At 65.8% G+C, this 13,549-nt stretch carries 10 protein-coding genes and 2 pseudogenes; 2 read left to right on the top strand and 10 right to left on the bottom strand.

Translation table 11 applies throughout. The annotated features are described in order from the left end of the window. Positions 1-7: 7 nt before the first annotated feature. The 10 genes and pseudogenes from murG to mraZ all read right to left on the bottom strand — a co-directional run bounded on the left by murG (position 8) and on the right by mraZ (position 11,349). The gene (gene murG / locus G4G31_RS08985; protein ID WP_182991725.1) at positions 8-1,072 is read right to left on the bottom strand and encodes an undecaprenyldiphospho-muramoylpentapeptide beta-N-acetylglucosaminyltransferase; all 1,065 of its coding nucleotides are present in this window, start codon (positions 1,070-1,072) and stop codon (positions 8-10) included. 20 nt (positions 1,073-1,092) lie between these two features. Next, entirely contained in the window at positions 1,093-2,310 is a 1,218-nt protein-coding gene (ftsW, locus tag G4G31_RS08980; protein WP_182991131.1) for a putative lipid II flippase FtsW, read from the bottom strand. Continuing rightward, positions 2,310-3,802, bottom strand: a pseudogene (gene murD, locus G4G31_RS08975) (UDP-N-acetylmuramoyl-L-alanine--D-glutamate ligase). The gene ftsW and the pseudogene murD overlap by 1 nt, the downstream one beginning before the upstream one ends. Before the next feature lie 26 nt (positions 3,803-3,828). Then, positions 3,829-4,998, bottom strand: a complete 1,170-nt coding sequence (mraY, locus tag G4G31_RS08970) for a phospho-N-acetylmuramoyl-pentapeptide-transferase (protein WP_182991130.1) — start codon at positions 4,996-4,998, stop codon at positions 3,829-3,831. Further along, positions 4,999-6,366: a UDP-N-acetylmuramoyl-tripeptide--D-alanyl-D-alanine ligase gene (gene murF / locus G4G31_RS08965; protein ID WP_182991129.1), complete on the bottom strand. Its 1,368-nt coding sequence runs from the start codon at positions 6,364-6,366 to the stop codon at positions 4,999-5,001. Further along, a pseudogene (locus G4G31_RS08960) lies at positions 6,366-7,911 on the bottom strand (UDP-N-acetylmuramoyl-L-alanyl-D-glutamate--2,6-diaminopimelate ligase). The gene murF and the pseudogene G4G31_RS08960 overlap by 1 nt, the downstream one beginning before the upstream one ends. Next, complete coding sequence (locus G4G31_RS08955; protein WP_182991128.1) at positions 7,901-9,685, bottom strand: penicillin-binding protein 2; 1,785 nt, start codon at positions 9,683-9,685, stop codon at positions 7,901-7,903. Before G4G31_RS08955 ends, G4G31_RS08960 begins: the two are co-directional and overlap by 11 nt. Beyond that, entirely contained in the window at positions 9,682-9,954 is a 273-nt protein-coding gene (ftsL, locus tag G4G31_RS08950; RefSeq protein WP_182991127.1) for a cell division protein FtsL, read from the bottom strand. The genes G4G31_RS08955 and ftsL overlap by 4 nt, the downstream gene beginning before the upstream one ends. Beyond that, complete coding sequence (rsmH, locus tag G4G31_RS08945) at positions 9,951-10,913, bottom strand: 16S rRNA (cytosine(1402)-N(4))-methyltransferase RsmH (protein WP_182991724.1); 963 nt, start codon at positions 10,911-10,913, stop codon at positions 9,951-9,953. The genes ftsL and rsmH overlap by 4 nt, the downstream gene beginning before the upstream one ends. A 7-nt stretch (positions 10,914-10,920) precedes the next feature. Next, positions 10,921-11,349, bottom strand: a complete 429-nt coding sequence (gene mraZ / locus G4G31_RS08940; protein ID WP_182991126.1) for a division/cell wall cluster transcriptional repressor MraZ — start codon at positions 11,347-11,349, stop codon at positions 10,921-10,923. A gap of 455 nt (positions 11,350-11,804) precedes the next feature. Here mraZ and G4G31_RS08935 point away from each other — a divergent pair, with 455 nt between their 5' ends. Beyond that, entirely contained in the window at positions 11,805-12,767 is a 963-nt protein-coding gene (locus G4G31_RS08935; protein WP_182991125.1) for an AAA family ATPase, read from the top strand. A gap of 76 nt (positions 12,768-12,843) precedes the next feature. Further along, entirely contained in the window at positions 12,844-13,542 is a 699-nt protein-coding gene (locus G4G31_RS08930; protein WP_182991124.1) for a fumarylacetoacetate hydrolase family protein, read from the top strand. Positions 13,543-13,549 lie beyond the last annotated feature (7 nt).

Here is a 13,549-nt window from a genome sequence, read left to right as displayed (position 1 = left end):
CTTGTTCTTATTTGTTATTCGCCAGTTGCTCAAGGACGCCGGCAATCGCCGCGTTGGCATCGCGCCGGCCGACCGCTTGCGCCGCCTGCGCCATCGCCAGGCAGTCGGCGCGGCTCGTGTTCTGCAGCAGCTGCGCCACGTGTTGTGCCGACAGGTCTCCCCGGGCCAGGTGCACGGCCGCGCCCTGCTGCGCCATCCAGATCGCGTTGTCGCGCTGGTGGTCCGTGGTGCTGGCGACGAACGGCACCAGCACGCTGGCCACGCCCGCGGCGGTCAGTTCCGACACCGTGATCGCACCGGCGCGGCAGATCACCAGGTCGGCCTGGGCATAGGCGCCGGCCATGTCGTCGATGAAGTCGACCACGTTGGCGGACACGCCCGCTTGCGCATACGCCGCACGCAGTGCATCGATGTTCTTCTTGCCCGACTGGTGGGTCACGATGGGCCTCACGTTCGCGTCGATCAGCGCCAGTGCCGCCGGCACGCTGTCGTTCAGCACCTTCGCGCCCAGGCTGCCGCCGACGACCAGCACGCGCAAGGGACCCGTGCGCCCGGCGAAGCGTTCGGCGGGCGCCGGCAGGTCGAGGATCGCCTGGCGCACCGGGTTGCCGGTGACGACCGCTTTGCCGGCCGCCTTGCCGAAATCGGCCGGGAAACCGAACAGCACACGGTCGGCCATCGGTGCCAGCGTCTTGTTCGACAACAGCAGCGCGGCATCGGCATTCACCAGGGCCAGCGGAATGCCGCGCAGGCGCGCCATCATCCCGCCCGGCACCGTGACATAGCCGCCCATGCCGAGTACGACGTCGGGTTTCCTCTGCTTGATGAAACGCAGGCAGGCCGTGAAGCTGGCCGCCATCTTGAAGGCGCCCGTCACGGTGTGCTTCAGGCCCTTGCCGCGCAGGCCGGCGAAATCGATGGAGTCCATCGGGATGCCGTGCCTGGGCACGAACTCGCGTTCCATGCCGTGCGCGGTGCCCAGCCAGCTCACTTCCCAGCCGCGCTCGCGCATGGTCTGGGCGATCGCGACGCCAGGGAAGATGTGGCCGCCGGTGCCGGCTGCCATGATCATCAGCTTTTTCACGGGCTTGCTCACAGGCGCCCTCCCCGCATCAGCACACGGTTTTCGTAATCGATGCGCAGCAGGATCGCCAGGCCCACGCAGTTGAGCATCACGCCCGAACCGCCATAGCTCATCAGGGGCAAGGTCAGGCCCTTGGTCGGCAGCAGGCCCAGGTTCACGCCCATGTTGATGAAGGTCTGGGCGCCGAGCCAGATGCCGAAGCCCTTCGCGGCCAGGCCGGCGAAGATCTGCTCGAGGGCGATCGCCTGGCGGCCGATGTCGAAGGCGCGCTTGATCAGCCAGTAGAACAGGGCGATGACGACGAGCACGCCGATCAGGCCGAGTTCCTCGCCGATGACCGCCATGATGAAGTCGGTGTGCGGCTCCGGCAGGTAGTGCAGCTTTTCCACGCTGTTGCCGAGGCCAACGCCGGTGATTTCGCCGCGGCCGAAGGCGATCAGCGAGTGCAGCAGCTGGTAGCCCTTGCCGAGCGCGTTCTCGCCGGTCCAGGGATCGAGGTAGGCGAAGATGCGCTCGCGCCGGAACGGCGAAAGCGCGATGATCGAGACGAACAGCGCGACCAGGACCGAGGCGATGCCGCCGAACCAGATCATGTTGAAGCCGCCCAGGAACAGGATGCCCATGGCGATGCAGACGATGACGCCGAAGGCGCCCAGGTCGGGCTCGAGCAGCAGCAGGAGGCCGACGAAACCGATTGCCACCGCCATCGGCAGGAAGCCCTTGGTCAGCTTGTGCATGTATTGCTGCTTGCGCACCGTGAAGTCGGCCGCGTACAGCACCACGGCCACCTTCATGATCTCGGAGGGCTGCAGGTTGAACACCTTCAGCGACAGCCAGCGGCGCGCGCCATTGACCGAGACGCCCACGTTAGGAATCAGGACCAGCATCAACAGCACCAGGGTGCCGACGAACATCAGCGGCGCCATGCGCTGCCAGAACACGACCGGCACGCGGAAGGTGATGTAGGCGGCCAGCATCGACACCGCGATGAAGCCGGCCTGGCGGTACAGGAAGTACTCGTGGCGGCCCTGCACATAGGCGAACTTCGGGGAGTCCGGCAGCGCGATCGAGGCCGAATACACCATCACCATCCCGAACAGCATCAGCAGCAGCACGACCCACACCAGCGGCTGGTCGTAGTCCATCATTTTCGACGGGCGCGCGCGCTCGGCGATCGCCGCATCGCTGCTCGAACCCGAGAACTTGAAGGGAATCTGGAAGGCCATCAGATCTCCATTCCCTTGTCGAGGGCCAGTTCGCGCACGGTGTCGACGAAGACCTGGGCGCGGTGCGCGTAGTTGGTGAACATGTCGAGGCTGGCGCAGGCCGGCGACAGCAGCACGCAGTCGCCACCACGGGCCAGGCCGGCGGCGCGGCGCACCGCCTGCGGCAGCGATTCGAAGTCGAAGCACGGCACCCCGGTCGGCTCGAGAGCCAGCCGGATCGCCGGCGCATCCTTGCCGATCAGGAGCACGGCCCCGGCATGGCGCGAGACGGGACCGGCCAGCGGCGCGAAGTCCTGGCCCTTGCCGTCGCCACCGGCCACCAGCAGGATCTGCTGCTCGCCGGTGAAGGCCTTGCCCAGGCCCTCCAACGCGGCAACGGTGGCGCCCACGTTCGTGCCCTTGCTGTCGTCGTAGAAGTCGACGCCCTCGATGCTGGCGACCAGCTCGACGCGATGCGGCTCGCCGCCGTATTCGCGCAGGCCGTGCAGCAGCGGCGCGAGCGGCAGGCCGGCGGCGCGGCACAGGGCCAGCGCGGCCAGCGCGTTCGAGGCATTGTGCAGGCCGCGGATTTTCAGGGCGTCGGCGGGCATCAGGCGGTTCACCGTGAACTCGACGGGTTCGGCGACTTCCCCTTTTTTAACTTCTTCTCGCTCGCTTCGCCCGGCACGGCGGTGGCCAGCCACAGCACGCCGCGTTCGTTGACGATGCCCATCGCGTGCGGCGCGTCCGGCTCGTCGATGCCGAAAGTCGTGTGCGCGGCACCCGCGGCGGCCATCTGCATGACGAGCGCGTCATTGCGGTTCAGGACGCGCACGGTGTCGGCACCAAAAATGCGCGCTTTGTCCGCCGCGTAGGCGGCCATGTCGCCATGCCAGTCGAGGTGGTCCTGGGTCAGGTTCAGGACGGTGGCCGCGTCCGGATTCAGGCTGACCGTGGTGTGCAGCTGGAAGCTGGACAGTTCCAGCACCCAGGCCTGCGGCAGCGTGTCGGCCGCCAGCACTTCGCGCAGCACGTCGAGTGCCGCCGGGCTGATGTTGCCGGCCACGCGGGTATCCAGGCCGGCGCGGCGGCACAGCAGACCGGTCAGGCTCGTCACCGTCGTCTTGCCGTTGGTGCCGGTAATGGCGATGACTTTCGGCGCATAGCCACGCTCCGCCTTCAGCGCAGCGAGCGCCTGGGCGAACAGTTCGATCTCGCCCCAGACGGGGATAAGGCGTTCAGCCGCCGCCGGGACGATCCCGGCCAGCTCGCGGTTCGGTGCCAGGCCCGGGCTCACGGCAACGAAATCGGCGCCGTCCAGCAGGCTCGCCGTGAAGGCGCCGCCGACGAATTCGGCATTCGGCACGGCCGCATACAGCGCCGGCAGGCGCTGTGGCTCGGTACGCGTATCGGCCACGCGCACGCGCGCGCCGCACTGGCCCAGCCAATGCGCCATCGCGAGCCCGGATTCGCCGAGCCCCAGTACCAGTGCGAGTTTGCCTTCGTAGTTCATCGATTGCAGTTTCAGTTAAGGCGGTTTCAGCGCAGTTTCAACGTGGACAGGCCGACCAGGACCAGGACCATCGTGATGATCCAGAAGCGAACCACGACCTTGGTCTCTTTCCAGCCCTTTTGTTCGAAATGGTGGTGCAGCGGCGCCATCAGGAACACGCGGCGGCCGGTGCCGTAGCGCTTCTTGGTGTACTTGAACCAGGACACCTGGATGATCACCGACAGCGTCTCGGCGACGAACACGCCGCCCATGATGAACAGCACGATCTCCTGGCGCACGATCACGGCGATGGTGCCGAGCGCGCCGCCGAGGGCCAGCGCGCCGACGTCGCCCATGAACATCTGCGCCGGGTGCGCGTTATACCAGAGGAAGGCCAGGCCCGCGCCCGCCATCGCACCGCAGAAGATCAGCAGTTCGCCGGCACCCGCGATGTGCGGGATGAACAGGTATTTCGAATAGGTCACGTTACCGGTCAGGTAGGCGAACAGGCCGAGGGCGCCGCCCACCATCACGGTCGGCATGATGGCCAGGCCATCGAGGCCGTCGGTGAAGTTCACCGCGTTCGAGGAGCCGACGATCACGCAATAGGTCAGCGCGATGAAGCCCCACACGCCCAGCGGATAGCTGATGGTCTTGAAGAAGGGGACGATCAGGTCGGCTTTCGGCGGCAGGTCGAGCGAGAAGCCGGACTGCACCCAGGTCCAGAACAGCTGGGCGACGCCCCAGGGGGTCGATGCCGACACCGAGAACGCGAGATACAGCGAGGCGGTGATGCCGACCAGCGACATCCAGAAGTATTTTTCACCCGAACGCATGCCTTCCGGGTCTTGGTAGACCACCTTGCGGTAGTCGTCCACCCAGCCGACGGCGCCGAAGCCGAGGGTCACGATCAGCACCGGCCAGATCAGGCGGTTCGACAGGTCGCACCACAGCAGGGTCGAGACCGCGATGGCGATCAGGATCAGCACGCCGCCCATGGTCGGGGTGCCGTGTTTCTTCAGGTGGGTCTGCGGACCCTGGGTGCGGACCGCCTGTCCGACTTTCATCTCGGTCAGCTTGCGGATCACGGCCGGGCCGGTGAACAGGCCGATCGCGATCGCGGTGATCGTGGCGAAGACCGCGCGGAAGGTGATGAAGTTAAAGACCCGCATCGGACCGATATAGTCCTGGAGGTATTGTGCAAGCCAGAGCAGCATTTAGTGAGCGTCCTTGGGAGTAGCTGTTGATCCAGTCAGGTGATGGACGACGCGTTCCATTTTCATGAAACGCGAGCCCTTCACCAACACAGTTGCGTCCGAATTGCCGCCCAGTTGCTTGTCCAGTGCTGCCAATAATTCGTCAAACTGCTCGAAGTGTGTTGCGCCGTGCGCCACCAGGTGGGTGGAGAGTTCACCCGTCGCCAGCACCGTTTCGATGCCGCGGCTTTGCGCATAGGCGCCGATTTCCTCGGTAAATTCGCGGCCCTGCGTGCCGACTTCCCCCATGTCGCCGATGACCAGGAAGCGCGGCGCCGGGTAGGCGGCCAGCACATCGATCGCGGCGCGCATCGAATCCGGATTGGCGTTGTAGGTGTCGTCGATGACGAGCGCGCCGTTGACGGCCTGCTTGCGCTGCAGGCGCCCGCCCACCGGGGCGAAGGCCTCCAGCCCGCGCACGATCACGCTTTGTTCGATGCCGGCCGCCAGCGTGCAGGCGATCGCCGCCAGCGCATTGCGCACATTGTGTTCGCCGGCGGCGGCCAGGTTCAATGCGAAGCCGCCTTCAGGGGTCGTCACCTGCAGCGCGTTGCCGAAACCGGTGCTGCTGAAGGTAGCGCGCACGTCGCAGGCATCAAGCAAGCCGAAGGTCAGGCTACGGCATTTGGCCAGGCCTTGCCACAGCGGGGTGTAGGTGTCGTCGCCCGGATAGACGGCCACGCCGCTTGCCGGCAGTGCCGCGAACACCGAACCGTTTTCCAGCGCGACGGCTTCCACCGTGTGCATGAATTCCTGGTGCTCGCGCTGGGCATTGTTCACCAGGCCGACGGTTGGCTCGGCAATCGCCGCCAGGCGCGCGATCTCGCCGGGATGATTCATGCCCAGTTCCACCACCGCCGCGCGGTGTGAGGATTCCAGGCGCATCAGCGTGAGCGGCACGCCGATTTCGTTGTTCAGGTTACCTTGCGTGGCCAGGCGCGCATCGATGCCGACCGCGGCGGCCAGGATCGAGGCGATCATTTCCTTGACCGTGGTCTTGCCGTTGCTGCCGGTGACGCCGATCACGGGAATCGCATACTGACGGCGCCAGCTGTTGGCGATGCGCCCCAGGGCCACCAGCGTGTCGGGGACGACCAGTGCCGGCAGGGTCCAGCCCTCCGGCAAACGCTCGGCCACCACCGCGGCGGCGCCATTCGCGGCCACCTGCGGCAGGAAGTCGTGGGCATCGAAACGCTCGCCGCGCAAGGCGACGAAGAGCACGCCGGCATTGGCGGTGCGGCTGTCGGTCGAGACGCTCTCGAAAGCAGCGTCGCCCTGCAGGACGGCGCCGTCGATCGCGCTTGCCAGTTGTGCGAGCGAACCGCGCATCAATGCGTCCTCATCATGGTGAGCCGTGCGCTCAGGGCCAGCGTGGCGTGTTCGGCATCGGAGAACGGCATCTTCCTGCCCTTGATCTCCTGGTAGGGCTCATGGCCTTTACCGGCCAGCAGGATCACGTCCTGTTTACCAGCATGCTTGACGGCGTACAGGATGGCGGCGGCGCGGTCCTCGATCGCCTGGCGACGCGAAGCGGCCTGCCCGTCCATGCCGGCCACGATCTGCTCGATGATGGCAGCCGGGTCTTCGCTGCGCGGGTTGTCGCTGGTGACGATGGCCTGGTCGGCCAGCTGGGCAATCGCGCCCATCTGCGGGCGCTTGCCCGGATCGCGGTCGCCGCCGCAGCCGAACACGCACCACAACTGGCCAGCGCGTTCGGTCGCGACCTGGCGCAGCGCGCCAAGGGTCTTTTCCAGCGCGTCCGGCGTATGGGCATAGTCGATCACGACCAGCGGCGCATCCTGGCCGCCGACCTGCTGCATGCGGCCCGGGGCCGGCACCAGCGCTTCGATGGCCGCGACGGCGCGCTTGAGTTCGACGCCCTTGGCCAGCAGGGCGCCCAGCACGGCCAGCGCATTGCTGATGTTGAAGTGGCCGACGAGTTGCGTCCTGACCGGCAGGCTGCCCTGGCTCGTTTCCAGCACGAATTCGGCGCCGGTAGGACGGCTGCGCTTGTTCGCCGCACGGAGGATGGTCACACCCTCGATGGCCGGCTGCGCCGCTTCGTCCTGCAGCGTGTAGCCGGTAATGGCCAGCTCGGGGCGGGTGGCGCGCAGGTGCGCGACCAGGCGCCGGCCGGCCGCGTCGTCGAGGTTGATGACGCCCGTTTGCAGTTCCGGCCACTCGAACAGCTTGCGCTTGGCCGCTTCGTAGCTGGCCATGTCGCCGTGGTAGTCGAGGTGGTCGCGCGTCAGGTTCGTGAAGATGGCCACGTCGAAGTGCATGCCGTTGGTACGGCCCCGTCCAGGCCGATCGACGAGACTTCGATGGCCAGCGAACGGGCGCCGGCTTCGCGCACGGTGGCCAGGCGGCTGGCCAGCAGCACGGCGTCGGGCGTCGTGTAGCCGGTTTCGATGAAGGTCGGTGCGGCAGCGCCCTTGTACATGCCCACGCCCAGCGTGCCGATCACGGCGGCGGTCTCGCCCAGGCTGGCAATCGCCTGGCCGAGCCAGACGGCGCAGGAGGTTTTACCATTGGTGCCGGTCACGCCGACGGTGAACATGTCGACGTCCGGCATGCTGAGAAACGCGTGCGCGATCGGGCCGGCCTGGCGCTTCAGGTCGGGCACGGCCAGGTGCGGCACATCGATGGATTCATCCCGGTGAAGTCGCGGTCGTCGTAGACCACGGCGGCAGCGCCGGCGGCGACGGCGGCGGCGATGTAGCGGCGGCCGTCGCCGGCGTCGCCCGGATAGGCGAAGAAGACGTCGCCCGGCTGCAATTGGCGCGAGTCGGAAACGAGTTTGCCGCCTGGTGCGGCGGCAACTACCCAGCGGGCCAGGTCTGACTGGCGAATCTGGTGCGGGCTAAGCGCCATCCAGGCTCTCCTCGAGTGGTTCTTCCGGAATGATGATGTCGGTGACCGACGAATCCGGCGGTATGTTATCGGCCCGCAGCGCACTGGCTGCGAGGTCGGCGAAGGTTGGCGCGGCCACGCCGCCGCCGGTGTGCACGGCACCCTTTGGGTCGTCGACCATGACGGCGATGACGAAGCGCGGTTTCGACATCGGCGCGATGCCGACGAAAGAGCCGACATAGCTGGTTTGCGAATAGCGGCCGTTGACGATCTTTTGCGCGGTACCGGTCTTGCCGCCGACGCGGTAGCCGGCCACCTGGGCGCGCGAAGCCGTGCCTTCCGGGCTGACGACGGATTCGAGCATGGTGCGCACCTGGGCCGCCGTTTTCGGGGAGATGATCTGCTGGCCGACCGGCTCTTCGCTGAGCTTGACGAAGGACAGCGGGATCATGTCGCCGTTGCGCGCGAAGATCATGTACGAGCGTGCCATCTGCAGCAGCGACACCGACAGGCCGTGGCCGAAAGCCATGTTCGCGTATTCGACCGGGCGCCAGGATTTCCATGGACGCACGCGGCCGGCGGCCGGGCCCGGGAAGCCGAAGCGCGGTGCCTGGCCGAAGCCGAGTTTGGTGTAGAGCTCCCACATTTCCTGCGGCGGGATCATCTGCGAGATCTTCACGACGCCGACGTTCGACGACTTCTGGATGATGCCGCTGGTGGTCAGCATGGGCTTCGGGTGCGAGTCGCGGATGGCGTGGCCGCCGACGACGATGCGCCCCGCTCCCGTGTCGAACACGGTGTTCGGGGTGACGCGTTTCGTCTCCAGGGCGAGGGCCACGGTCATCGGCTTGATGATGGAACCCGGCTCGTAGGTATCGGTGATGACGCGGTTGCGCAGCTGCTCGCCGGTGAGCTTGGTGCGGTCGTTCGGGTTATAGGTCGGGTAGTTCGCCAGTGCCAGTACCTCGCCCGTGTGCACGTCCAGCACCACGGCGGCGCCGGCCTTGGCGTTGAATTTCTCGACCGCGTTCTTGATGCTGGTGAAGGCGATGTACTGGAGTTTGCTGTCGACCGACAGGGTCAGGTTCTTGCCGTCGTGCGGCTCGCGCAGGATGCCCAGGTCTTCGACGACGCGGTCGAAGCGGTCCTTGATCACGCGGCGGCTGCCGGGCACGCCGACCAGGCTTTTCTGCTGCGCCAGCTCCATGCCTTCCTGGCCGACGTCTTCGACGTTGGTGAAGCCGACCATGTGGGTCATGACTTCGCCCTGCGGGTAAAAGCGCTTGTATTCCTTGTTCGTGTCGAGGCCTTTGATCTTCAGCTTCTCGATCTTCGCGATGACCTCCATCTCGACCTGGCGCTTCAGGTAGACGTAGGTGCGGTTCGAGTCGAGCTTCTTGCGCAGTTCCGCTTCCGGCATCCCGAGCAGGCGCGCCAGTTCGGCGATCTTCTCCGGCGGCGAGGCCAGCACGTCTTCCGGCACGGCCCAGACGGCCTTGACCGGCAGGGACGAAGCCAGCACCTGGCCGTTGCGGTCCATGATCTTGCCGCGCGTGGCCGGCATCTCGAGCGTGCGCTCGTAGCGGTTCTTGCCCTGCTTTTGCAGGAATTCGTCGTTGATGACCTGGCGGTAGACGGCGGCGCCGGCCAGCGTCATGAAGCCGGCGAAGAGCACGAACAGCATCACGCGCGAACGCCAGTCCGGCAAACGCACGGCCAGCACGGGGCTCTTCGAGAAAGCCATGCCCTTCGAAGCGGCGACGCGATTGGCGTTGAACGGCTTGTCGCGCTTCATTTGGCGTCCTCGGTCAGGTATTGGGTGCGCGCAGGCGTCAGGGGCGTCATGTTCAGTTCAGTACGCGCGATCTGCTCGATGCGCTCGCTCTTGCCGAGGGTGGACTGGTCCAGCTGCAGCTGGGCCCAGTCGATGTCGAGCTGGCGCGCGTGCTGCTGCAGGCGCTCGAGCTCGATGAACAGGTGGCGCGCCTGGTAGCGCGCGTTGACCAGGGTCAGGCCGCAGGCGATCAGGCCGGCTGCGAGGAAGATATTGAGCTTGTTGCTCATCGTGCCGTGTCCTCCAGGCGCTCGGCCACGCGCAGCACCGCCGAGCGGGCGCGCGGATTCGCGCCGACCTCTTCATCGGACGGCTTGATCTTGGCGATGAGCTTCATCAGCGGCTGCGGCAGATCGACGGCGCGGATCGGCAGGCGGCGGTCCGGCTGGGCGACCTTGGCTTTGCTGGCCAGGAACTGCTTGACCATGCGGTCTTCGAGCGAATGGAAGCTGATGACGGACATGCGCGCACCGGGCGCGAGCATGGCGTAGGCAGCGGTCAATCCTGCCTCGAGGTCCTCAAGCTCCTGATTGATGAAAATCCGGATAGCCTGAAAGGTACGGGTGGCCGGATCCTTGCCCTTTTCCCGAGTCTTGACCGCGTCTGCCACGATTGCGGCAAGCTGTCGTGTGCTTGAAATTGGTTCGACTGCCCGGCGAGCAACAATCGCCTTTGCAATCTGAAAAGCAAACCGTTCTTCCCCATAATCGCGTATTACCTTTTCCAGTTGTTGTTCGGGCGCCGTGGCAATCCATTCGGCGGCCGAGAGTCCGCGGGTCGTATCCATGCGCATGTCGAGCGGGCCGTCGTTGCGGAAGCTGAATCCGCGCGCGGCATCGTCCACCTGCGGCGACGAGATGCCCAGGTCGAGCAGGATGCCGTCGACGCGGGCGATGCCGCGTTCGGCCAGCGCCGCGCCCATGGTGGCGAAACTGTCATGGATGATCGTGAAGCGTGGGTCGTCGATGGTCTCGGCGGTGGCGATCGCCTGCAGGTCCTTGTCGAAAGCAAACAGGCGGCCCTTCTCGCCCAGGCGCGACAGGATCAGGCGGCTGTGGCCGCCACGGCCGAAAGTGCCATCTATATAGATACCGTCGGCACGTGGGCCGGCCAGGTCGAGGGCGTCGACCGCTTCGTCGAGCAGCACCGTGCGATGCTGGAATTCGGGCACCGAATGCGCAGGAATCATCGGTGCCTCAGAAAGAGAAGTTGGAAAGGACATCAGGCATGCCGCCGGCCACGGCCGCGGCTTCGTCGGCGGCCAGCTTGGCGGCGTCCCAGATCTCGAAGTGGGTGCCCATGCCGAGCATCATCACTTCCTTTTCCAGGCCGACGGCGGCGCGCAGTTCGGGAGAAATCAGGACACGGCCGGCGCTGTCCATCTCGACATCGCAGGCGTTACCGAGGAAAATGCGTTGCCACGCACGGGCGGACATCGGCCAGGCGGCGATCTGGTCGCGGTGGGTTTCCCACACGGGACGCGGGAAAAACAACAGGCAGCCGTGGGGGTGGCGGGTCAAGGTAAGCCGTCCTTCGCATTGCAGCGCGAGGGCGTCACGATGCTTTGCCGGAATGGACATCCGGCCTTTCGCATCGAGATTGATCGCTGACGCGCCTTGAAACACGTTTTACCTAGCTTTGGAGAGTTATCAGTTTAGTTGTTTGCGCGCCGGGAGACCTGAACTTCTCCCACAAAACTGCACTTTTTCACACTGTTTCCCACTTTAGAGGAAGCGTTGTTACTGGTCAAGCGAATTCCAACAGGAAAAATTCGCATTTTTCCAATGAAATTAAGGACTTAGACAACTTCGCTCAAGCAGTATGAATAGAAAATCTCTCGGAAAATTAAGCACTTAGGATTAACACTGAAAGTGCAACCTCATCTGGGATGAGGTGTTGTATCGTTGACGTTAGGAAAATATTTACAGGCTTAGGACTTTTCCGACAGCAAGATCAGCAGGCGCGCAGGGCACGGTTGGGAAATTGCGGATTCATGCGGAAAGGGTTAGGATTTCTCCATCGCCCGACAGTTCGGCGACGGCCGGCAGTCGGGATGTGATGCGTGCACAGGAGAAATAAAGTGAGTTTCGCCACCCCTCTCACCCTCGCCCGGACCCGCGCCGTCTACGACCTGCTCGACGTGCAGGACGCCCTCGACCGCAGCCGCGGCCGCTCCCCCGAACTCGACGCCTTCTACGAGCGCATGCTCGATACCGGCCCCGAGCGCTTCGTGACCACGCCTTCCTCGATCGACGCCCTGTCTCCCCTGTTCGAGGAATGCCCGAACTTCGATGAAGTACTGGATGACCTGGCGCGCTACCTGCGCCTGGCCCATGCCGGCAACAAGGGTTTCAATGTCATGCCGATCCTGCTGCTGGGCGGGCCCGGTGTCGGCAAGACCCACTTCGCCAAGCGCCTGGCGCGGGCGATGGGTACCGACTGCGAACTGATCAGCATGAACGCGCTGTCGGCCGGCTTCGTCATCACCGGCAGCTCGGCCAGCTGGCGCGGCGCCAAGTGCGGCAAGGTGGCCGAGCGCCTCGTGCGTGGTCAGTATGCCAACCCGGTCGTCGTCCTCGACGAAGTCGAAAAGGCGACCGGTTCCTCCCAGTCCGACCCGCTCGCCGCCCTCTATCAACTGCTGGAACCGGAAACGGCACGCGCCTTCCGCGACGAGTTCATCGACGTCGAAGTCGACGCCAGCCAGATCTTCTGGGTGCTGACGGCGAATTCGGTCGAAGGCATTCCCGCTCCCCTGCTCAATCGCATGGCCGTCTACGAGGTGCCGGCGCCCACGCCAGACCAGGCGGCCGGCATCGCCCAGCGCATGTATGCTTCGCTGCTGGAGGAACTGAACCTGACCGGTTTCGACGCGCTGCTGGGCGACGCCGTGCTCGATAAACTGGCGCCGGTCTCGCCGCGCGACCTGCGCAAGACCCTGCTCGACAGCCTGGGCTATGCGGTCGCGGGTGGGCGCGGGCACATCATGCTCGAGGACGTGCGCCTGCGCGGGCTGCCGGGACGGAGCCGGATCGGGTTCTGAACCCGGGCGTGGTACGGCGCGCGAGGAGTGCGCAGGCGCCGGTAGAATGAAGGCTCCACCGTCCACGCGAGATCCCATGCCCGACTACGCCATCACGCCGCCCGCCACGCCTTCGCTCGCCATTTACGGCAGCAGCGCCCGTTTCCCGATCCGCCGCGTCTTCTGCGTCGGCCGCAACTACGCCACCCATGCCCGCGAGATGGGCAGCGATCCGAGCCGCGAGCCGCCCTTCTTCTTCACCAAACCGGCCGACGCCGTGGTGCCGGCCGAGGGCACGCTCGCCTACCCGCCGGCGACGGAAGACCTGCACCACGAGATCGAACTGGTGGTGGCCCTGCGCGCCGGCGGCGCCGACATTCCCGCCGACGAGGCACTCGGCAAGGTCTGGGGCTATGGCGTCGGCATCGACCTGACCCGGCGCGACTTGCAGGCCGTCGCCAAGGAGCACGGCAGGCCCTGGGACATGGCGAAAGGCTTCGACGCCTCCGCGCCCTGCTCCCCGCTGCGTCCGGTCAGCAGCTTCGGCCACCCGTCCGAGGACGCCTGCATCCGCATGACGGTCAACGGCGAAGTGCGCCAGGATGGTTCGCTGAACGAAATGATCTGGCCGATCGCCGACATCATCAGCCACCTCTCTCGCCTGGTAACGCTGGCGCCGGGGGACTTGATCTTCACGGGGACGCCGGGCGGGGTCGGAGCCCTGAAGCCTGGCGACCGGGTGCATGGCGAAGTGGCGGGGGTGGACGAGTTCGACCTGGAGATCGTCGAGCGGTAAGTCCTTG

The sequence above is a fragment of the Massilia sp. Se16.2.3 genome (assembly GCF_014171595.1).
GTDB lineage: Bacteria > Pseudomonadota > Gammaproteobacteria > Burkholderiales > Burkholderiaceae_D > Telluria.
This window is presented reverse-complemented; position numbering and strand designations above follow the sequence as displayed.

Excerpts from the sequence above, each read along its gene's own strand:
- murG (WP_182991725.1), bottom strand. The coding sequence starts at position 1,072 with ATGATCATGGCAGCCGGCACCGGCGGCCACATCTTCCCTGGCGTCGCG.
- ftsW (WP_182991131.1), bottom strand. The coding sequence starts at position 2,310 with ATGGCCTTCCAGATTCCCTTCAAGTTCTCGGGTTCGAGCAGCGATGCG.
- mraY (WP_182991130.1), bottom strand. The coding sequence starts at position 4,998 with ATGCTGCTCTGGCTTGCACAATACCTCCAGGACTATATCGGTCCGATG.
- murF (WP_182991129.1), bottom strand. The coding sequence starts at position 6,366 with ATGCGCGGTTCGCTCGCACAACTGGCAAGCGCGATCGACGGCGCCGTC.
- G4G31_RS08955 (WP_182991128.1), bottom strand. The coding sequence starts at position 9,685 with ATGAAGCGCGACAAGCCGTTCAACGCCAATCGCGTCGCCGCTTCGAAG.
- ftsL (WP_182991127.1), bottom strand. The coding sequence starts at position 9,954 with ATGAGCAACAAGCTCAATATCTTCCTCGCAGCCGGCCTGATCGCCTGC.
- rsmH (WP_182991724.1), bottom strand. The coding sequence starts at position 10,913 with ATGATTCCTGCGCATTCGGTGCCCGAATTCCAGCATCGCACGGTGCTG.
- G4G31_RS08930 (WP_182991124.1), top strand. The coding sequence starts at position 12,844 with ATGCCCGACTACGCCATCACGCCGCCCGCCACGCCTTCGCTCGCCATT.